At 56.1% G+C, this 19,255-nt stretch carries 18 protein-coding genes and 1 other annotated feature; of the genes, 14 read left to right on the top strand and 4 right to left on the bottom strand.

The features are described 5' to 3' along the window. The first annotated feature begins 57 nt into the window (after positions 1 to 57). The 6 genes from V3C63_RS01395 to V3C63_RS01375 all read left to right on the top strand — a co-directional run bounded on the left by V3C63_RS01395 (position 58) and on the right by V3C63_RS01375 (position 6,795). A complete protein-coding gene (locus tag V3C63_RS01395; RefSeq protein ID WP_329886029.1) occupies positions 58 to 756 on the top strand; it encodes an ABC transporter ATP-binding protein in 699 nt (232 codons plus the stop codon). Between the two features lie 18 nt (positions 757 to 774). Continuing rightward, positions 775 to 3,021, top strand: a complete 2,247-nt coding sequence (locus tag V3C63_RS01390; RefSeq protein WP_329886028.1) for an ABC transporter permease — start codon at positions 775 to 777, stop codon at positions 3,019 to 3,021. Positions 3,022 to 3,082: 61 nt separating this feature from the next. Continuing rightward, positions 3,083 to 4,594 (top strand): class I adenylate-forming enzyme family protein, encoded by a 1,512-nt coding sequence (locus V3C63_RS01385; protein ID WP_329886027.1) that lies wholly within the window; start codon positions 3,083 to 3,085, stop codon positions 4,592 to 4,594. Between the two features lie 20 nt (positions 4,595 to 4,614). Beyond that, on the top strand, positions 4,615 to 4,983 hold the full coding sequence (locus V3C63_RS11705) for a 4'-phosphopantetheinyl transferase family protein (RefSeq protein WP_425355315.1): 369 nt from the start codon (positions 4,615 to 4,617) through the stop codon (positions 4,981 to 4,983). A 40-nt stretch (positions 4,984 to 5,023) separates the two neighbouring features. Next, positions 5,024 to 5,122 carry a hypothetical protein gene (locus tag V3C63_RS11700; RefSeq protein ID WP_425355325.1) on the top strand — a complete coding sequence of 33 codons (99 nt, stop codon included), beginning with the start codon at positions 5,024 to 5,026 and terminating at the stop codon, positions 5,120 to 5,122. A gap of 161 nt (positions 5,123 to 5,283) precedes the next feature. Then, positions 5,284 to 5,509 (top strand) — a binding site (T-box leader). Between the two features lie 50 nt (positions 5,510 to 5,559). Further along, a complete protein-coding gene (locus V3C63_RS01375; protein WP_329886025.1) occupies positions 5,560 to 6,795 on the top strand; it encodes a phenylacetate--CoA ligase family protein in 1,236 nt (411 codons plus the stop codon). A gap of 125 nt (positions 6,796 to 6,920) precedes the next feature. Here the strand turns inward: V3C63_RS01375 and msrB are convergent, their stop codons facing one another. After that, on the bottom strand, positions 6,921 to 7,865 hold the full coding sequence (msrB, locus tag V3C63_RS01370; RefSeq protein ID WP_329886024.1) for a peptide-methionine (R)-S-oxide reductase MsrB: 945 nt from the start codon (positions 7,863 to 7,865) through the stop codon (positions 6,921 to 6,923). Positions 7,866 to 7,913: 48 nt separating this feature from the next. After that, positions 7,914 to 8,930: a hypothetical protein gene (locus V3C63_RS01365; RefSeq protein WP_329886023.1), complete on the bottom strand. Its 1,017-nt coding sequence runs from the start codon at positions 8,928 to 8,930 to the stop codon at positions 7,914 to 7,916. Positions 8,931 to 9,094: 164 nt separating this feature from the next. Here V3C63_RS01365 and V3C63_RS01360 point away from each other — a divergent pair, with 164 nt between their 5' ends. From V3C63_RS01360 to V3C63_RS01350, 3 genes are read left to right on the top strand one after another with little or no spacing between them, the layout of a single operon-like run. Then, positions 9,095 to 10,498 (top strand): AMMECR1 domain-containing protein, encoded by a 1,404-nt coding sequence (locus V3C63_RS01360; RefSeq protein WP_329886022.1) that lies wholly within the window; start codon positions 9,095 to 9,097, stop codon positions 10,496 to 10,498. 1 nt (position 10,499) lies between these two features. Continuing rightward, entirely contained in the window at positions 10,500 to 11,015 is a 516-nt protein-coding gene (locus V3C63_RS01355; RefSeq protein WP_329886021.1) for a pyridoxamine 5'-phosphate oxidase family protein, read from the top strand. Continuing rightward, positions 11,012 to 11,467, top strand: coding sequence for an acyl-CoA thioesterase (locus V3C63_RS01350; RefSeq protein ID WP_329886020.1), 456 nt, complete (start codon positions 11,012 to 11,014; stop codon positions 11,465 to 11,467). The genes V3C63_RS01355 and V3C63_RS01350 overlap by 4 nt, the downstream gene beginning before the upstream one ends. Here the strand turns inward: V3C63_RS01350 and V3C63_RS01345 are convergent. Next, complete coding sequence (locus tag V3C63_RS01345) at positions 11,421 to 12,068, bottom strand: hypothetical protein (RefSeq protein WP_329886019.1); 648 nt, start codon at positions 12,066 to 12,068, stop codon at positions 11,421 to 11,423. The two genes, V3C63_RS01350 and V3C63_RS01345, sit on opposite strands and share 47 nt — an antisense overlap. Positions 12,069 to 12,119: 51 nt before the next feature. Further along, positions 12,120 to 13,037: a DMT family transporter gene (locus tag V3C63_RS01340; RefSeq protein WP_329886018.1), complete on the bottom strand. Its 918-nt coding sequence runs from the start codon at positions 13,035 to 13,037 to the stop codon at positions 12,120 to 12,122. Between the two features lie 414 nt (positions 13,038 to 13,451). Here V3C63_RS01340 and rny point away from each other — a divergent pair, with 414 nt between their 5' ends. From rny to purB, 5 genes are all read left to right on the top strand, one after another. Beyond that, positions 13,452 to 14,984: a ribonuclease Y gene (gene rny / locus V3C63_RS01335; RefSeq protein ID WP_329886017.1), complete on the top strand. Its 1,533-nt coding sequence runs from the start codon at positions 13,452 to 13,454 to the stop codon at positions 14,982 to 14,984. A 54-nt stretch (positions 14,985 to 15,038) separates the two neighbouring features. Next, positions 15,039 to 15,851 (top strand): TIGR00282 family metallophosphoesterase, encoded by an 813-nt coding sequence (locus V3C63_RS01330; RefSeq protein WP_329886016.1) that lies wholly within the window; start codon positions 15,039 to 15,041, stop codon positions 15,849 to 15,851. Further along, the gene (locus tag V3C63_RS01325; protein WP_329886015.1) at positions 15,848 to 17,056 is read left to right on the top strand and encodes a pyridoxal phosphate-dependent aminotransferase; all 1,209 of its coding nucleotides are present in this window, start codon (positions 15,848 to 15,850) and stop codon (positions 17,054 to 17,056) included. The genes V3C63_RS01330 and V3C63_RS01325 overlap by 4 nt, the downstream gene beginning before the upstream one ends. Positions 17,057 to 17,120: 64 nt before the next feature. Next, the gene (gene upp, locus V3C63_RS01320; protein WP_329886014.1) at positions 17,121 to 17,795 is read left to right on the top strand and encodes a uracil phosphoribosyltransferase; all 675 of its coding nucleotides are present in this window, start codon (positions 17,121 to 17,123) and stop codon (positions 17,793 to 17,795) included. Positions 17,796 to 17,817: 22 nt separating this feature from the next. Further along, positions 17,818 to 19,251: an adenylosuccinate lyase gene (purB, locus tag V3C63_RS01315; RefSeq protein WP_329886013.1), complete on the top strand. Its 1,434-nt coding sequence runs from the start codon at positions 17,818 to 17,820 to the stop codon at positions 19,249 to 19,251. Positions 19,252 to 19,255 lie beyond the last annotated feature (4 nt).

Raw genomic sequence — 19,255 nt, 5'->3', positions numbered from 1 at the left:
CGGGTCGGCCTGGCGCTGCGCATTCACGGTTTTAAGCAATAACAAGGGAGCAATACGATGTTTTTAGAATTAAAAGATGTCTGTAAATTTTATGGCGACAAGAAAAACAGAACGCAGGTTTTAAAAAATGTATCTTTAAAAGTTGAAAAGGGCGCGATCTGCGGCATTGTCGGTCCAAGTGGATCCGGCAAATCAACTCTGCTCAATCTGATTGGTGGTATCGAGCGGGCCGACAGTGGCAGCCTGGTGATCGAGAATGAAGATATTGCCGAATTTTCTGATAAAAGGCTTGCTTGCTACCGAAGGGATAAACTGGGATTCATTTTCCAATACTATAATCTGGTCTCCAATCTGACGATTCGTGAAAATATCGCGGTTTGCAAATATCTTTCAAAAGAACCGCTAAGCACTGAGAAGCTAATGGTTCAGCTTGGCATTGCCGAACATGAAAAAAAATTTCCGCATCAGGTCTCAGGCGGGCAGCAGCAGCGCTGTGCCATCGCGCGGGCACTGATCAAAAATCCCAGTCTTCTGCTGTGTGACGAGCCGACGGGTGCTTTGGATTATCACAACTCTAAAGAACTGCTGGAACTGTTGGAACAAATCAATCAAACATATGGGACGACGATCTTGCTTGTCACCCACAATCTTGCCTTTAAGCGGATGTGCAGCCAGGTGATTGAACTGCGCGACGGTGCGGTCAAAGCAGATTATACGGTTGACAACCGGCTGCCGGCAAAAGCCATCGAATGGTAATCGGGAAGGATCATCAGCATGAAAATAATGAATCGACGCATTATCAGAGAATTTAGAGCCAACTGGCTGCGATATACAGCGCTTTTATTGCTCATCGTCTTTGGCTTTGCCTTTGTCGTGGGCGCCAGCGCATCCAATGAATGCATTGTTAGAACGATAGAAGATCATTTTAAAACGTCGAAGCTGGAAGACGGTTCGTTCTCCACCTTATCCCCGCTTGCCAAAGCCGATATGGTCAAAATTAGAGAAGACGGGATAACCATCGAAAAAATGGTTTATTCGGATGTCAAGGTCAGTCGTCATCGTCAATTAAGGGTGTTTCGCATCCGAAAGCATATCGACCAGCTGACGCTTGATGCCGGGAGCTTGCCGGCGACATCGGATGCGCTTGTTCTCGAACAGCATTATGCCAGGCAGAACGGCTATCAAGTTGGCGACAAACTAACCCTGGCGGGGAAAAGTTACACGATTTCCGGGATTGGCAGCGTGCCGGATTATACTTATGTCAAGAAAAATGTTTCGGATATCAGTGCGGATCATCAGAAATTCAGCGTCGCCTTTTTAAATGATGCAGCTTTCGATTATTTCAGCCATCATCTTGACGAGGACTGTTCACCACCGGTTTATTGTTACGGTTTCAGGTTAAACGGTGCGAAGACGCAGCGCGAGTTTAAGGATCAGTTGAATGCGCTCGGGGTAACGTTGACAGCGTATACGCAAAGATCCGACAACAGCAGGATCAATGCTTACCAGGAAGACTGCGGCGTGATGAGTAAAGCGTCGCTTGTCTGCGGGGCTTTGTTCACGGTTCTTTTGGCCTATGTGCTGGCAACTTTTACAGCCCATACGATCGACAAAGAGAAAAAGGTCATTGGGATTTTTTACGCATCGGGATTTTCCGTCAACGAACTTCGCAGGCATTATATCATCCTGCCGCTTGTGATCACGGCGATCGGTAGTGTTTTAAGCATCCTGGTCGGATATGCGGTTTTTTTTGATCTGCTTTCGGCGGATTCGATTGCGCTATATTCCATGCCGAGTATCAAAGTCGGCTATCCGCTTTATGTCATGCTTTATGCTTTATTGATTCCGCTGACCATCACCTTTATTGTTAATTTTATCGTTATCACGAAACGGCTGAAAGCATCGCCAAATGTCCTGCTGTCGGCCGGGCCAAACGAAAAAGGACATGATTACCCTCTGAACGTGGAAAAGCTGGGCGATATTAATACCTTCCGTATCCGGCAGTTTTTCAAGGAGCGGTCGATGAATTTGATTATGTTTTTTGGCATTCTTCTGGCTGTATCGTTTCTTGTCATGGGATTTACACTGAATGACAGCTTTCAACATTACATTGATCACGTGGCCGATCGGATGCCGTATAACAATACGTACTTCGTTACAGCTCTTCCGGATGATTTGCCCAAAGACACTCAGCGCATGGTTTCTAAAACCCTGAAATACAGCGCGGGTAAGAACTCCGCGTTATCCGTTGTCGTTTCGGGTGTAGACCAGGACAATCATCCATATTATAAATTCTTCCCGAAAACGGCGAAGGATGAGCTTGTTTTGTCGCCGGGTGCCGCTGATAAATTCAATCTGCAACGAGGGGATAAAATAACACTGACCGATTCGTTGAGCGGGAAGCGCTATTCATTTAAAATCATTGGTATTGCCGGCGACAAGAGCGCGCTTACTGCCTATATGGATCGAACGGCCATGATCAAACGATTTAACCTCGATGCGAATGCTTACAATACAATCCTTTCAAAACAGAAGCTTTCGATTCCGAAAAACCGCCTGATCAATACCATCACAAAGGATGATGTCATCAACTCCGCACAAGCACAGCTCGATAATACTGCGACGATGATCGGGATTATCAATTTTGTCGCAATGCTGATCTTTGTAATCGTGGTCTACCTCGTTCTCAAGATGATGATCGACCGCTCGTCCATGGATATATCTTTACTGAAGATTTTTGGTTACAACAAACATGAGATTCATCAGATCTATTTCGGTAGTGCCGCGGCAACCGTGATCGTATCCCTGATTTTGTCACTTTGGATTGGAACATTTGTGGTCAAACGGATCTTCCCGTTTCTGGTTTCCGGCGTCGACGTTCATATTCCGGAATATCTTGCCCTGTCAACACAGATTGAGATCCTTCTGTTCATGCTTGTGATTTATGGGGTCATTCAGCTTTGCTTGCGCAGAAGAGTGAACCGGATTCCGATGCAGGATATCATTCGCGATCGCGACTGACCAGATGAAATCACACCACTGATTGCAGGCGGTGCTTCCGCCGCACATAAGGAAAAGAATGATGAGTGAAAAAATTAAAATAGTTGGCGAATTGGCAAGGTTCGCTGCAGAACAATCGAAAGCCTGCGGACAGGAACATAAAATTGTAGAGCTGCGCTCAGGCCGACGTATGCTACACACGTCAGCCGAGTTTGCACAGCTGGTACAGAAAAATGCCGCACGGATCGCCGCCTGCGGCAACGGACATCATATTGCCCTCGTTGGAGAAAAAACCTTTGGCTGGTGTGTTGCCTATCTTGCGGTGGCTATGACAAAGAATGTGACCGTGCTGACAGATCCTACTCTGCCCGCATCGTATCTTCAAAAGCTTTTTCGCAAGGCGGATGTCGATGCGGTTATTTATGACAGCACAGCAATCGAAAAAATCCAGACGATGGCGGAACAGGGATATGTGTTTAAATTCAAGATGTGCATGGCGGATTTTGAAAAAGGCAGCCCGATCGCTGATGGATGCGACGCCAATATTTTTGAGAGGCCGGAAGAGGCGGATGTGTGCAGTATTTTTTTTACATCCGGCACCTCCGGTGAACCCAAAGCAGTCATGCTCACACATCGCAATTTGATTTCAAACACCGCCATCGTCAGCGAAGATTGTCAGTTTCGATGGTATAATGCGACGATGTTCTCCATGCTGCCTTTTTATCATGCGTATGGATGTGTCGTGGAACTTCTGATTCCGTTATATCTGCACTGCAACCTGTATCTGAATGATACGATTGCCCATTTGACAGAGCATCTGGCTCTTGCGCAACCCACCCACATTGCCTGCGTGCCGATTATTGTTAAAATGCTGCGGCTTTGGATCGCCAGTACGGCCAGGAAAAAGGGCGTCTCTGAAAAAGAAGCCATGCATCTGGTTACAGGAGGAAATCTTAGACAGATTGTCTGTGGCGGGGCTCATCTGCCACCCGATTATATCGATATATTTTCAGAAATGGGTGTGACAATTCGAGTGGGTTATGGCATGACGGAATGCGCGCCGCAAATTGCCACCAACGCGATTGCAGATGTTAAGAAGTATTCGGTCGGGAAAATTATCTGCGGTGAACAGATTCGCATTGAAAACAACGAAATCTGGATTAAAGGGCCAAACGTCATGAAAGGGTATTATAAGGACGACAAAGCCAATGCAGAGGCTTTGTCGCCTGACGGATGGTTTAAAACCGGCGATCTTGGATATGTGGATTCGGACGGATTTCTATATCTGACGGGGAGAAAAAAGAACCTGATCATTATGGATAACGGCGTCAATATTTCGCCGGAACATTATGAAAACGGCCTGATGGCATGTGACGCGGTTGAGGAAGTCATTGTGTTCAGCCAGAATAATCAACTGACCGCAGAGATTTATCCGGCGCCGGCATTTGACAGCGCCACTGCCTCCGCCATGATTGAAAAATGTATTCGCGAGCTGAATTTGACGCTTCCGCTCAGCCGCCTGCTTTGTCGGCATATTATCAGAGAGACACCTTTTCCCAAAACGGCGACAAACAAGATCTTGAGAGACAGATAAAGTGAAGGCACCTCTTTAGTATGGTCCTTTGCACGAACGCGTTTTCTGCCGAGGCGTTATTTTTAAACGGCATGCAGGCTTCGCCGGATTTCGGATTATGGGCAGCGCATAAAGGACAGATTGAGCAATTCAAAAATCAGGCGGATAAAAAACGCGGCCTTTGTGCAGGGGTGTTGATAAAGCATTTCTTCGATGTAGCGGATACGGATTATGTGTCTTTGAAAAAATCGTCATTTGGAAATTTATATGCGAATCGCAGCGCTCAGGCGTTTAGTATGTCTCACAGCGGCAGATACGCGGTCTTCAACTTTGGCAACGGCAATAACGGTGTGGATATTGAAAAAATCACCGACGGCCAGTCCATAGCGCGCGGTTTTTTCGACGGCTGAAGATGAGATGATTGTTGATGACGCGCTGACATTCACACGGATCTGGACACGAAAAGAGGCATACAGTAAGCTTTGCGGCATGGGGCTGCGCTCCCGCGGCATTCATTTTCGACGCGATGATGCAGTCATAAGAGCATGAGAATCGGATGGTAGACAGGCGTGTTGGCCATCGATATTTACGTTTTCGGCCGACGCATGATCTTTGAATGTGCAATGAGCGCCGGCGCACTCGGGAGAGGGCTCATCCGCAAAGAATCGCCGCTTGACTTTCACGGTCAAGCGTGATAGGCTGGGGCCGAACCAAAAGTGATGATCAGGAAGAGTAGCCCGCGAAGGGGGTGCCTCAGCGAGCCGGGACAGGTGAAAGCCGGCGCAGCCCCCGCAGGCGAATGGCCCTGAGAACGCGGCCCGAACCCGGCATGCCGGCAGTAGGCGGCGCCGGCAATGCCCGTTACCACGCAAAAACGAGGGAACGCGTGCGCGTTAATTTGGGTGGTACCGCAGAGGTCAGGCTTTTGTCCCATGGGCAGGGCCTGTTTTTTTGATGGACGAAAAAGCGAAACAAAGGAGATTTTGATGAGAGCAAAACCGATCCGGCAATTGATCGATTGCGTGCAGCGGGTGGCCGAGTGCAGCCCCTTTTATCAGAAAATATTTGAAGAACACGGCGTCGCGGTCGGAGATGTGAAAACCATGGCCGATTTTGAAGCCCTGCCCTTTAGCGAGAAGGATGATCTGCGCAAGGTTTATCCTTTGGGACTTCAGGCGGTGCCCGACGAACAGATCGTGCGCATTCACTCGTCGTCGGGAACGACGGGCGATCCGGTGATCATTCCCTATACGGCGAAGGACGTGGCCGACTGGGCGACGATGTTCGCCCGATGCTATCAGATGATGGGGATGACCCCGAGGGACCGCATCCAGATCACGCCGGGCTACGGCCTGTGGACGGCGGGCATCGGCTTTCAGGCCGGGGCCGAAAAATTCGGCGCCATGGTGGTGCCCATGGGGCCAGGCAACACCGAGAAGCAGCTCAAGATGATGGTGGACCTGCAAACGACGGTGCTGGCCAGCACCTCGTCTTATGCGTTGCTTTTGGGCGAGGAAATCGGCCGGCGCGGTCTGCGGGACAAAATTGCGCTGAAGAAGGGCATCATCGGCAGCGAGCGCTGGGGTGACAAGATGCGCGGCCGTATCAAAGCGGATCTGGGCATCGAGATTTACGATGTGTACGGTTTGACGGAGGTCTATGGCCCGGGCATCTCCATCGACTGCGATCACCATGTGGGCCTGCACTATTGGGACGATTTTATTTATATGGAAATCATTGATCCGGACACCTTAAAACCCGTCCCCGACGGGGAATACGGCGAGGTGGTGATCACCACGATGCGCAAGGAGGGCGCGCCGCTTTTGCGTTACCGCACCCACGACATCAGCCGGTTGATCCCCGGGCCCTGCCCCTGCGGCTCGCCCTTCCCGCGGCACGACCGGATCCTCGGACGCACCGACGATATGTTCAAGGTGAAGGCGGTGAACATGTATCCCCGGCAGGTGGAGGATTTGCTCAAGACGGTGCCCGGGGTGAGCTCGGAATATCAGGTGCGCATCACCAACGAGGCCGGCCACGACACGGTGCATCTGCGCTTTGAAGTGGAGGACGGCGCGAGCCTTTCTGCGGCGGAGGCCGCCGTGGCGGGAAAATTCCGCTCGATGATCGGCATCTCGGTGAAACCCCGGGCCGGACGCATCGGTTCGCTGCCTCGCTCCGCTAAAAAGACGGCTCGGGTCATCGACGAGCGCAATGAATAAGAATGAAGTGACAACAGACGCAAAAATCCCCCGGAGGCGATAAAACCTTCCGGGGGATTTTTGGTTGGATGGGCCACGACAGGGAAGCATCGGCCGTCTTGTGAATAGTCGGGACGATGGCGGCCTCACGTCTCTTCAAACCATTTTTTATAGGTGCCGTAACCCTCGGCGTCCAGCGCATCGTAGGGAACAAAGCGCAGGGCGGCGGCGTTGATGCAGTAGCGCAGCCCGCCAGAAGCCGGCGGTCCGTCGCTAAACACATGGCCCAGGTGGGAATCGGCGCCGCGGCTGCGCACTTCGGTGCGCGTCAGGCCGTGGCTTGTATCCTTTTGCTCGGTGACGGCGTTCTGGGTGATGGGGCGGCTGAAGGCCGGCCAGCCGCAGCCGGCATCGTATTTATCCAGCGAGGTGAACAGAGGTTCTCCGCTCACCACATCCACGTAAAGCCCCGGCTCAAAAAAATCGTCGTAAGTGCCGGTAAAGGGCGGTTCGGTGGCGGCATTTTGGGTGACGTCAAAGGCCAGATCGCCGATGCGCGCCCGCAGGGCGGCCTCGCTTTCCTCCTGTTTTTTGTTTTGTTTTTCTTTGCCGAGGCGAAACAAGGCGCGGGGGATATGGCAGTAGCCGTTCGGGTTTTTCTCCAGGTATTTTTGATGGGCGGCCTCGGCGGGGAAGAAATTTTCCAGCGGGCGCACCTCCACGGCCAGCGGCGCGCCGGCCTTTTGTTCCTCGCGGGCCAGCACGGCCCGGATCTCGGGCAACTGCTCAGGGTCGGCAGTGTAGATGCCGGTGCGGTACTGCACGCCGACGTCGGCCCCCTGCCGGTTCACGGCTAGCGGGTCGATGATTTTAAAATAGTCGGTCAGCAGGGAGGTCAGGCTGATCTTCTGCGGATCATAGCTGACGCGCACCGTTTCGGCGTGTCCGCTTCCCGCGCAGACCTCCCGATAACCGGGGGCGGCGTTCGGGCCGTTGGCATAGCCCGCTTCGGTGGCGATCACCCCGTCAAACTGATCGAAGAACTTCTGGACGCCCCAGAAACAGCCGCCGGCAAGATAAATTTGTTGCATGATTTGACCTCCGTTCAATTAAAACGCGGCGCATCGGGATTCGGCAGTTTAAAACCCGTTCAGCAGATGCGCGTGCTTCAGGAAGATAATATCGAAATACTGCATGGTCTGATCCGTATCGAGGTCGAGGCCGGTGAGGTAGGACGCGTTGCCGTAAAGCTTGTGGATGGACTCGGCGGCGACGGGCGCATCCCCGGCGGCGATGGCTTCGAGCTTTTCGAAGCGGGCGACGGCGCGCTTTTTGGCGCGGTGCATCAAATCGACGTAGCTTTCGCTGCGGACCTCTCCGGTGACCGGATGGTGCCAGGGATCATGGGCGAGGTTGAGCACCAGCGGCTCGTTGGTGTACTGGGGATAGAGCGCGCGGGAAAGCGCCAGGTCCTCGCGGACGAGGTGCTCGATGGGGCGCAGGCATTTTTTCTTGCGATCATTCGGATCTGCGAGGAGGGACGCCACGGCGCACGCACCGCGAACGGCCAGCGTCACGTCGCCGGGATGGAGCGGGGCGCCGAAGGTCTTGCGCATGATGCGGATGACGAGGGGCTCAAGCACGGCCAGCGTTTCCCGGGTCGCGGCAAAACACTTTTTAAAGTCGCAGTCGACGGCGAGCATCTGGTATTCGTTTTGCAGATAGGCCGTGTCGAGGAGCACTTCAAAATATTTGTGCAGATAGGCGAAAATGCGCGTGGCCTTGTCATGCTGATACTGGCCGGTGTGGTAATAAATAAAAGGATGAGCCTGGCTGTCGAGGCAGTGATGCACGGTGAAGCCGGCGAGATACGCCGCGGCGGTTTCCCGGGCATGTCCGGTCAGCGCCTGGCAGGCACGCCATCCGGTGGTGAAGAACGCGTCGACGGCGTTGCCGTGAATCAGGCTGCCGTATTTGATGTGAAAATTGTGGCGCCCCGGCACGGGCAGCAGATCGTAAAAGAAAAAGTCCGGCCCCTGGGCGCCGAGGTTATAGGCATCCGGATGGGCGGCGATCGCGGCCTTGAGCGTTGAGGTGTCGGACAGGGCGGCTTTTGCATCCTGGGCACAAAAATAATGAGAGAGCATTTCAGACATGGGAAACTCCTTTCGGGGTGCGCGGCCATCGTTTTAAAATGGGCGCATCTTGTGTATAATAAGCGTAAAGGACGAACGGAAAACAGAATCCGCGGGATTTGTTTATTTATTTCAGTGTAGCATAAAAAAGCAAATGCTTGCATAAAAATCGACAGGAGAATGTGATGTATTTAAAGGGTGTGGGGCTGACGGCTGTCAGCGGCGGTAAAACCGGTCAGCAGGGACTGAGAGCGTTGGCGCGGCAGATCGCGCGGATTCGGCCGAAGACCATCGTGTGTCTTTCGGCGGGGGGCGCCGGCGGCGCGCTGACGATTTATTACCGCCCGAAGCTGACGGCAGCGGATGCGGAAGGGCCGGCCAGGCGAAGCGACCTCGCGTTGATGGATGCCTGGCGGGACTGCCTGAGCGCATTGGCCTGCGAACCTTTGTATTTAAATGACACGGCGGTAAAGCGCTGGCAACTTGATCCGACGCTGCCCAGGTCGATGGCGGCGGTGCTCGCGGCGGTCGACCGGGCTTATCCGGATTATCGTCTGGCGGCGGCGGAAGTGGGGAACGCGGGCCTTTACACCCAATGTCAGCTGGGGTGCGCCTTGCGCCGGGCCGTCGAGACGATGGCGCGGGATACGGTGATCCTGGTGTGTACCCCGCTGCAGCTCAAAGACGATCGCGGCGGCCTGGCGCTGGCCGAGCAATTGACCGATGCGGTGGCGGCGCAGGATTTCTATGCCCTGCTCAGGCAGCCGCGCCGGGCCTATGAGCACAAGGTCTCGGGGCTGACGGCCTGGGTGGCGGCCCTGGGTGCGCTGGACGGCATTCGCACAAAGACCGCGGTCTTCTCCCGGGAAACGGCCAGCGCCCGGGTGCAGTTCAGTGGTTGGATCGATTACGACTTGAGGACGTCGGATTCGACCTGTGAAAGTTTGCTGCATCGCTATGAACAGTCGGCGGCCGAGCGGCATCGGCGGCTGCTTCAAGCGGGGGATCCCTTTGTGTCCCTGGCGATGGCGGCCATCGAGGTCTGGGTGCGGGAAGGAAGACAGCTGGATGCATCGGCGTATCTGAAGACCCTGGCGCCGGGCGGGGCCCAAAAGCGACTGCTGACGGAGATGGCCGGTGTGATGGTCCGCGTCGATAAAGACGGCGAGCTGCGCGGGGAAGCCGGTGCCCTGCGCCCCACGGCGCCCACCTTAGCGGAAGAGATCACACGCCAGGCCATCGCGGCGGTGCGTGAGGATCCGCGGTTTTTTCCGGTGGAAAGTCGGGAATTGCCGCTGCTCGCGGTGACGGTCAGCGTGTTTGGCGCGCCGGAAGATGTGGACGACCCCTTCGTGCTGGACCCGGCGCACGACGGGCTGGTGGCGGAAAAGGGACTGCGCCGGGGATGGGTGCTGCCGGGGACGGGAGACATTGCCACGGCGTCAGAGCAGGTGGCGGCCGCGAAGGCCCGGGCCGGCATCCCCGGGTACGAGGCGGATGACGAGCGCGCCGACGGCGGCGATCAATTGTTTTTGCAGCGTTTTGCGGTGGAAACCCACCGATTTGAAGCATTTGAGGAAGAGGTGTGAGATGGATTTTGAAAGGGCAGCCCGTTTTTGGGATGAAAAAGCCGCGGCGGAGCCGCTGGAACAAAAAATGCCCCGAGCTGAGCTCGAGGCGAAATTGGACGCGTTTTTAGCGGCGCATCAAACGCTGGCGCTGGCCACGGGAAGCGGCGATCGGCTTCGGTGCACGCTGCTTGAATACCTTTGGTATGAAGGTAGGATTTATATTTTTACAGAAGGCGGTCATAAATTTGATGGCCTGGCGCGCAATGCCAGGGTGGCAGCGGCGGTGTACGAGCCCTATGCCGGCATGGGCAGGCTTGCCAGCGTGCAGATTGCGGGGACGGCATCGGTGATCGATCCGGAGTCGCCGACCTATCGAACCCTTTGCGCCGCGCGAGGCATCGGCGAGGCGGCGTTTAAAGCACTGCCGACGCCCCTGTATCTGCTGGAGATCCGATTGGCGCAGGTCGAGCTGCTGTTCTCCGAATTTCAAAAGGCGGGCTACAGCAGCCGTCAGCATTTGGCGGTGAAAGCATGAGGACGGGAAGCGAAATGAAACCCTACCGCCGGCGGGTGCATTATTACGAAACGGACGGCATGGGCATCACCCACCACGCGAATTATGTGCGCTGGCTGGAGGAAGCCCGCATCGACTGGCTGGCCCAGCTGGGCTGGCCTTATGACCGGCTGACGGCGGCGGGACTTGACGCGCCGGTGCTGGCGCTAAGCGGGGAATACAAAGAGAGCACGACCTTCCCCGACGAGGTGGCGATCACTGTTCGGCTGTCGCGGCTGAAGGGTCTGCGTTTCTGGCTGCGCTATGACGTGGTGAAAGCGGAGGACGGCCACCGGATATTCGCCGGGGAGACGGAGCATTGTTTTGTGGACGCCGAGAGGCGGCCGGTGCGTCTCGACCGGGCGGCGCCGGATTTTTACGCCCTGCTTAAAAGCCTGTCCGAAGCGCCGAAAGGATCAGCGTCAGATCGTTGATACCGAAAAGCAGCAGCGCCAGTGTGATGAGAAAAAACAAAAGCGCACAAAGCGGCAGCCCCCGCAGCGCGACGCGGACATCCTGGGGGCTTAAATCCATGTGAAAGAAGACCGACGCGGTAAAATAGCCCCAGAGCGCGCGCTGCCAAAGCGTTTGGCACCAGGGGAGCAGCCGCGGCATCAAGAGTGTGAGCGTTAATGTGCCGCAGACCACCGGTGCAACGGCCGACAGAGTGAGCTGCAGCGATTGGCGAAGCGCGGCGCCCCGGGGCGTGAATTGCACGGAGCCCAGCGTGTCGCCGGCGGGGCGCAGGGTGATGCGCTCGATGCGGGCGCCGGTGATCCAGGCGAACAGGGCGTGGGCCAGCTCGTGGTGGACGACGCCCGGATAGGTGATGACGTTGCGGACGGTATAAGCCGGCCCGCGGCCGATGGCCAGACCGAGGAGCGCCGTGAGGCCGTCGGCGACGAGGCGGATCAGCAGCCCGAAGCCGACGAATCCCGCGAGAAAGACGATCGTGTTCACAGCGGCGAGGGCCACCTGGTGATTCTGGGCAGCCAGGGCGGTATAGCCCGCCGCGCATTGGGATAACAAAGACATGGTAAGCCTCCATTGGGCGGCGTAACAAAAAAGGGCCGAAGCCTCGAACGGTTACGCCGTTTTTTGCTGTGCTTTTTTTCGCGGCGCCAAATGGACGGTGATAAGCCATTTGGCGACAGCGGTGCCGATGATCAGCACGTAGCCGATAATGCTGTAACCGTCGGAGACTTCCCCAAAGAAGAGAAAGCCCCAAAGAGCGGCGAAGAGCACCTGAGCATAGTCAAAAACCGAGATTTCCCGAGCCGGTGCGTGGGTGTAGGCCGCGGTGACGGTCAGCTGGCCGCCGGCCGCCGCGATTCCGCCGATCAGCAGCGTGACCAGCTGCCCCGGAGTCATGGGCACATAGTGAAAAACGATTATCGGGGTGCACATCAGCACCGAAAAGGCCGAAAAGCAAAAGACGATCATCGGGCCGCGCTCGCCGTGCATGCCAAGCTTGCGCACAAAGGTGTAGGCCGTGCCGGCGCCGAAGCCGCCGAAAAGCCCGATTAAAGCCGGCAGGCTCGCCAGACCCGCAGTGGGCTTGACCACGAAAAGGGCGCCCGCAAAGGCGACGATCACCGAAAGCACTTCGATGCGGTTGGGCTTCTCGTTCAGGATGAAGGCCGAGGCGAGGATGGCGAAGAACGGCGCCATCTTGTTGAGAACATTCGCATCGGCGAGGCCGAGCCGGTCGATGGCGTAGAAATTGGCGATTAGGCCGCAGGTGCCGAAAAACGAACGCAATAAAAGACCAGAACCGCTGCCCTTTTGCATGTGAAATTTTTCCGGGGTGCGCAAAAGCATGACCGTGGCCACGAGCAAGGCGACGAAATTGCGGAAAAAGGCCTTCTGCATGGTGGGCAGATTGCCGGCGCGGCGGATGAAAAAGCTCATCAGTGAAAAACAGAAAGCAGAAGCGACAATATAAACGATGCCGAGCGCGTGTTCGTTTTGCCGGATACGCGCGGCGAAGCGCTGAAACAACATGGGCAATCATCTTCTTTCGAAAGGGGTGTGAAATCATGAGGGTCGTAGGCAGCGGCGCAGAAACCGCCGGTTAAAACGCTGATCATTCTATCAGAAGCCTCGGCCGTTTGCAAGCGGCGCCGGGATGATCCAAGAAAAATGAATGCAGAAAAAATGACCGTTTAAGAAAAGAACTTCACCCGCCGGCGACGCACAAAGCGCGCGCCGAGTGCCGGCCGGATGCCGATATGCCCGACGGCTCATCGGCCGAAAACCGCGGTCTGCCCGCGCGCAAAACATATGGAAAAGTTTTCGCCGGCGTCGCTGCTTTTATTGACCTTTGCAATATTTAAGGGTAAAATAAAACAGAAGTTGTGTAAAAAAAATCAATGCATAAATCAACACAAAATTTAATACAGGAGGTGGCATCGACCAATGATAGTGAATATCATTCTGGCGGTCGGCATTGTGATTGCCCTGATCGCCGGTTATATGATTCGAAAAATGACGTCGGAGGCCAAGCTCGGCTCAGCAGAGGCTGAGGCCAAGCGCATTGTCGAAGACGCGGTTAGAGAAGGCGAAACCCAGAAAAAAGAAATGCTGTTCAATGCGAAAGAAGAAGCGATTCAAATCAAGGAAACCCACGAAGCGGAGAATCGCGAACGTCGCAGCGAGCTCCAGAAAATGGAAAATCGCCTGATGAAAAAAGAGGAAAATCTGGATCGGAAAAACGCCAGTCTGGACAAAAGCCGGGAAAAGCTCGACCGGCGCGGCAAAGAGCTCGATCAGAAGCAAAAAAAGCTCGCCGGCATGATGGACGAAAAAATGGCGGAGCTCGAACGAGTGGCCGGCATGTCCCGGGATGAAGCCAGGGATGTGCTGATGGAAGAGGTCAGCCGGGAAGCCCGGGCCGACGCGGCGGTTCTCGCCAAGCGCATCGAGGATGAGGCCAAAGCCGACGCCAATAAAAAGGCCAACGAAATTGTCGCCCAGTCCATCCAGCGTTACGCGGCGGATCACGTGGCGGAATCGACGGTTTCCGTCGTCAATCTGCCCAGCGACGAAATGAAGGGGCGCATCATCGGCCGGGAGGGCCGCAACATCCGCGCCCTCGAAAAGATGACGGGGATCGATTTGATCATCGACGATACGCCGGAAGCGGTGGTGCTCTCCGGCTTTGACCCGATTCGCCGGGAAGTGGCCCGCATGGCGCTTGAACGGCTGATTGTCGACGGTCGCATCCACCCGGCTCGCATCGAAGAAGTCGTAAACAAATGCCGCAAGGAATTGGATGCCCAGATTAAAGAAATGGGCGAACAGGCCTGCTTTGACACCGGGATTCACAACGTGCACCCGGAAATCGTCAGGCTGCTGGGCCGGCTCAAATTCCGAACCAGCTACGGCCAGAACGTGCTCAGGCATTCCGTCGAAGTGTCCTATCTCGCGGGCATGATGGCTGCGGAGCTCGACGCCAACGTGAAAATCGCCAAGCGTGCCGGCCTGCTCCACGACATCGGCAAATCCATCGACCACGAAGTCGAAGGCAATCACGTGGAAATCGGCGTGAACGTGCTGAAAAAGCATAAAGAAAGCAAGGCCGTGATTCACGCGGTGGAAGCACACCACGGCGACGTGGAGGCCCAAACCATCGAAGCCGTGCTGGTGCAGGCGGCCGACGCCATCTCGGCGGCAAGACCGGGCGCCCGCAGAGAAACCCTGGGCTCTTATGTGCAGCGGCTTCAGGACCTCGAAAAGATCGCGACCTCCTTCGAAGGCGTCGAGAAGTCCTTTGCCATTCAGGCCGGCCGCGAGGTGCGGGTCATGGTGAAGCCGGAAGATGTCAACGACGAAGGGATGAATCTTTTGGCCAAGGACATCGCCAAGAAGATCGAGTCTGAAATGGAATATCCCGGCAACGTCAAGGTCAACCTGATCCGGGAAATCCGCGCGGTGGATTACGCCAAATAAATTGCAACGAGGAAGGGGAGACCCTTCCTTTTTTGATAAGACGAGGAGAAGAGCATGAGAATTATGATGATCGGCGATGTGGTGGGGCGGCCGGGCCGCACGGTTCTTCGCGAGCATCTGGCCGATTTGAAGGAACGTTTTCGGGCGGACCGCGTTGTAGTGAACGGCGAGAACGCCTCCGGCGGCAACGGCCTGACAGAAAAAAACGCCAAGCAGCTGCTCGCCCTGGACATCGACGTGCTGACTATGGGCAACCACGTGTGGAAGCAGCGGGAGACCGCGGATTATATCGGCGGCTATCCGCAGATTGTGCGGCCGCTGAATTATCCGAAGGATGCGCCCGGCCGGGGCTACGCCTTTTACGATTGGGACGGGGCGCGGGCCTGTGTGCTCAACGCGTCGGGACAGACCTTTATGGAGGCGCTGGACTCGCCCTTTGCGGTCATTGATGCCGCGATGGCCGAGATTCGGGCGAACAGCGATATTTTTCTGGTGGATTTTCACGCGGAGACTACCAGTGAAAAAATTGCCATGGGCTATTACCTCGACGGAAAGGCGAGCGCGGTGGTCGGCACCCACACCCATGTGCAGACGGTGGACGCGCGGATTTTGCCCGGCGGCACGGCCACGATTACCGATCTGGGCATGACCGGCCCGCTGAACGGGGTGATCGGCGTGAAAAAAGACATTATTCTCCACCAGATGACCACCAAAATGCCGGCGCGCTACGAAGTCGAGAAGGAAAAACCTTGGCAGCTCGGCGGTGTGGTGATCGACGTGGACCCGGGCACCGGCCGGGCCAGCCGCATCGAGCGCATTTACGAAATTTATGATGATGAAGACGACGAAAGAAAGGCGAAAGCATGACCACCCGATTAAAATGTTCCGAAAAGATTGACCACTGCAGCGATTCGCTGACGTTGGCCCTGGCCGAAAAGACTGCGGCGCTGACCGCCGCCGGCGCGGACGTGGTGCGCTTTGGCACTGGCGAGCCGGATTTTGACACTCCTGCTTATATCAAGGACGGGGCCAAGACCGCCATCGACGCGGGCTATACCAAATACGATGCGGTGGCCGGGGTCTACGCCTTGCGGGAAGCCATCTGCGACAAGCTCGAGGGGGAAAATCATCTGCATTATACGCCGGCCGACATCGTGGTGACCAGCGGCGCGAAGAGCGCGCTGGCGGTGAGCCTGCAGACCCTGCTCGATCCGGGGGATGAGGTCATCATGCCCCGGCCCTATTGGGTGAGCTACACCGAGATGGTTAAGCTTGCCGGGGGCGTCCCGGTGATTGTGGACACCGATCCGGCAAATGGCTTTAAAATGACGGCCAGGGAGATTATGGCAGCGGTAACGCCGCGCACCAAGGTCATGATGCTCAACACGCCGGTGAACCCCACCGGACAGGTGTACCGCAAGGAGGAGCTGACAGCGCTGGCGGAGGTGATTGTGGCGGCGGATCTCGTGGTGATTTCCGACGAGATTTATGAAGCCTTTGTGTATGATCCTGACGTGGCGGCGGTGAGCATCGCCGCGCTGGGCGAGGCGATTAAAGCGCGGACGATCGTTGTTAACGGCTTCAGCAAAACCTTCGCGATGACCGGCTGGCGGCTGGGCTGGGCGGCGGCACCGGCCTGGATCGCCGCCGGGATGAACAAAATCCAGGGGCACACCATCTCCCATCCGTCCACCATCTCCCAGCATGCCGGGATTGCGGCGCTGCGGGGGCAGGCGGGAAAGATCGCGCCGATGATCGCCGAGTACGCGGCGCGCCGCAAAACCATGACGGCCCGGCTGGATGCGCTGGGACTTTCTTACCTGCCGCCGGATGCCACCTTTTATATTTTTGTGGACGTGCGGCCGCTGCTGGCCGACCCGGCCTATCCCTTTGATACGGCCAATGATTTTTCGATGCAGCTGCTCGAGGCGAAGCAGGTGGTGACGATTCCCGGGGAGGCGTTCGGCGCCGACGGCTTTGTGCGCTTTGCCTATACGGTGGACCGTGCGACCATCGACAAGGGCTTTGACCGCATCGAAACGTTTTTGAATGGGTTTGGCTGCAGAAAATAAAGTTGCAATGCGGCCGACATCCCGAGTATAATAATTAAAAAATGAATTCAAAATGGAGGCGTTTATGGCAAATTCAGATGATTCCGGCAGAACTTTCACCCTTCCGGAGAACGTTCACGTCATCACCAATCCGCTGGTGACTGACCGGCTGACCGTGCTGCGCATGGCCAAGACCGGCAATCGCAAATTCCGGGAAATTGTGAAGGAAATCAGCGGTTTTATCGCGTATGAAATCGGGGCGACCCTGCCGACCAAAACGGTTGAAATCGAAACCCCGCTGTGCCACACGCTGCAAAAGCGCATCGACTTGCAGCAGCCTTTGGCGATTGTTCCGATTCTGCGGGCGGGCATCGGCATGGTTTCCGGCTTTACCGATGTGTATCCGGACGTGCAGATTCTGAACGTCGGCGTCCAGCGGGATGAAACGACCCACGCGCCTATCGCCTATTATCAGAAATTCCCCAGCGATATCCACCGGCACAAGTGCATCATCATCGATCCGATGCTGGCCACCGGCGGCTCGATCGATTACACCGTCGATCTGCTGCACCGGCAGGGCTGCGAAGATATTGTGGTGGCGGCGATTCTCACGGCGCCGGAAGGTCTCGCGCGCCTGTCGGACAAATATCCGGATGTGCCGATTTACTGCTGCGCCGTCGACAGCCATCTGGACGCGCATAAATACATTGTTCCGGGGCTCGGGGATGCGGGGGATCGCATTTTCGGCACGTTGAACTGATTTTTGATTTTAAGGAGCGATGATGAAAGCAACTTACGAAAATCCGCTGATTGAACGTTATGCATCCGAGAAAATCGGCCGTATTTTTTCGGCCGACAACAAATTTTCGACCTGGCGGCGCCTCTGGGTGGCCCTGGCCGAGACCGAGCAGGAGCTGGGCCTTCGCATCAGCGACGAGCAGATTGCCGAATTAAAATCCAAAGTGGACGACATCGACTATGAGCTGGCCGCGAAATACGAAAAGAAGCTGCGCCACGACGTGATGGCCCATGTGCACACCTATGGCGACCAATGCCCGGGCGCCCGGGGCATCATCCATCTCGGGGCGACCTCGGCCTATGTGGGGGACAATACCGACATCATCCAATACCGCGAGGGGTTAAGGCACATCCGCAGGATTTTGGTGAACCTCATCGCCAGGCTGGCACGGTTTGCCGATACCTATCAAGCGCTGCCGACACTGGGCTTCACCCATTTCCAGCCGGCCCAGCTGACGACGGTGGGCAAACGGGCGACCCTTTGGCTGCAGGATCTTTTGATGGACTACGCGGATCTGGAATATTTGATCGGGACCGTGCGGCTGCGCGGCGCCAAGGGCACCACCGGCACCCAGGCGAGCTTCATGGATTTGTTCGACAACGACGCGGATAAGGTCAAACAGCTCGATGTTCTGGTGGCCAAGAAGATGGGCTTTGACAAAACGTATGCCGTGACCGGGCAGACCTATCCGCGCAAATTTGACGCCCGGGTGCTGGCGGTGCTCTCCGGCATCGCCCAAAGCCTGTCCAAGTTTGCGACGGATATCCGGCTGCTGCAGCATCTGAAGGAAGTGGAAGAGCCTTTCGAGAAGACCCAGATCGGCTCGAGTGCTATGGCCTACAAACGCAACCCGATGCGCAGCGAGCGCATTTGTTCGCTGGCGCGCTACGTGATGGTGGACAGCCTCAACCCGGCCGTCACCCAGGCGAACCAATGGTTTGAACGCACGCTGGACGACTCGGCCAACAAGCGCATCGCCATTCCGGAAGCGTTTCTCGCGGTGGATGCCATCATCGGCATCGCCAACAATGTGACCGGCGGGCTGGTGGTCTATCCCAAGGTGATCCGCCAGCACATCATGAACGAGCTGCCCTTCATGGCGACGGAAAACATTATCATGGAAGGGGTCAAGCGCGGGGGCGACCGTCAGGATCTGCACGAAAAGATCCGCGTGCTCTCGATGCAGGCCGGGGCCGCCGTGAAAGAAGAGGGCAAGCCCAACGATTTGATGGAACGCATCGTGGCGGACGGTTCCTTTGGGATCACCGCGGAGGAAATTCCAGGCATCCTGGATCCGGCGCTTTATATCGGCCGGGCGCCCCAGCAGGTCGCCGATTTTCTTGCGGAGGAAGTTCAGCCGGTGCTGGCGGCCAACGCGGACGCCATCGATTTATCCGAGGTGGATTTAAAAGTCTGACGAA

It is taken from the genome of Pseudoramibacter faecis (assembly GCF_036289405.1).
Taxonomy (GTDB): Bacteria; Bacillota; Clostridia; order Eubacteriales; family Eubacteriaceae; genus Pseudoramibacter; species Pseudoramibacter faecis.
This window is presented reverse-complemented; position numbering and strand designations above follow the sequence as displayed.

Excerpts from the sequence above, each read along its gene's own strand:
- V3C63_RS01395 (WP_329886029.1), top strand. The coding sequence starts at position 58 with ATGTTTTTAGAATTAAAAGATGTCTGTAAATTTTATGGCGACAAGAAA.
- V3C63_RS01390 (WP_329886028.1), top strand. The coding sequence starts at position 775 with ATGAAAATAATGAATCGACGCATTATCAGAGAATTTAGAGCCAACTGG.
- V3C63_RS01385 (WP_329886027.1), top strand. The coding sequence starts at position 3,083 with ATGAGTGAAAAAATTAAAATAGTTGGCGAATTGGCAAGGTTCGCTGCA.
- V3C63_RS11705 (WP_425355315.1), top strand. The coding sequence starts at position 4,615 with ATGGTCCTTTGCACGAACGCGTTTTCTGCCGAGGCGTTATTTTTAAAC.
- V3C63_RS01375 (WP_329886025.1), top strand. The coding sequence starts at position 5,560 with ATGAGAGCAAAACCGATCCGGCAATTGATCGATTGCGTGCAGCGGGTG.
- msrB (WP_329886024.1), bottom strand. The coding sequence starts at position 7,865 with ATGCAACAAATTTATCTTGCCGGCGGCTGTTTCTGGGGCGTCCAGAAG.
- V3C63_RS01365 (WP_329886023.1), bottom strand. The coding sequence starts at position 8,930 with ATGTCTGAAATGCTCTCTCATTATTTTTGTGCCCAGGATGCAAAAGCC.
- V3C63_RS01360 (WP_329886022.1), top strand. The coding sequence starts at position 9,095 with ATGTATTTAAAGGGTGTGGGGCTGACGGCTGTCAGCGGCGGTAAAACC.
- V3C63_RS01355 (WP_329886021.1), top strand. The coding sequence starts at position 10,500 with ATGGATTTTGAAAGGGCAGCCCGTTTTTGGGATGAAAAAGCCGCGGCG.
- V3C63_RS01350 (WP_329886020.1), top strand. The coding sequence starts at position 11,012 with ATGAGGACGGGAAGCGAAATGAAACCCTACCGCCGGCGGGTGCATTAT.
- V3C63_RS01345 (WP_329886019.1), bottom strand. The coding sequence starts at position 12,068 with ATGTCTTTGTTATCCCAATGCGCGGCGGGCTATACCGCCCTGGCTGCC.
- V3C63_RS01340 (WP_329886018.1), bottom strand. The coding sequence starts at position 13,037 with ATGTTGTTTCAGCGCTTCGCCGCGCGTATCCGGCAAAACGAACACGCG.
- rny (WP_329886017.1), top strand. The coding sequence starts at position 13,452 with ATGATAGTGAATATCATTCTGGCGGTCGGCATTGTGATTGCCCTGATC.
- V3C63_RS01330 (WP_329886016.1), top strand. The coding sequence starts at position 15,039 with ATGAGAATTATGATGATCGGCGATGTGGTGGGGCGGCCGGGCCGCACG.
- V3C63_RS01325 (WP_329886015.1), top strand. The coding sequence starts at position 15,848 with ATGACCACCCGATTAAAATGTTCCGAAAAGATTGACCACTGCAGCGAT.
- upp (WP_329886014.1), top strand. The coding sequence starts at position 17,121 with ATGGCAAATTCAGATGATTCCGGCAGAACTTTCACCCTTCCGGAGAAC.
- purB (WP_329886013.1), top strand. The coding sequence starts at position 17,818 with ATGAAAGCAACTTACGAAAATCCGCTGATTGAACGTTATGCATCCGAG.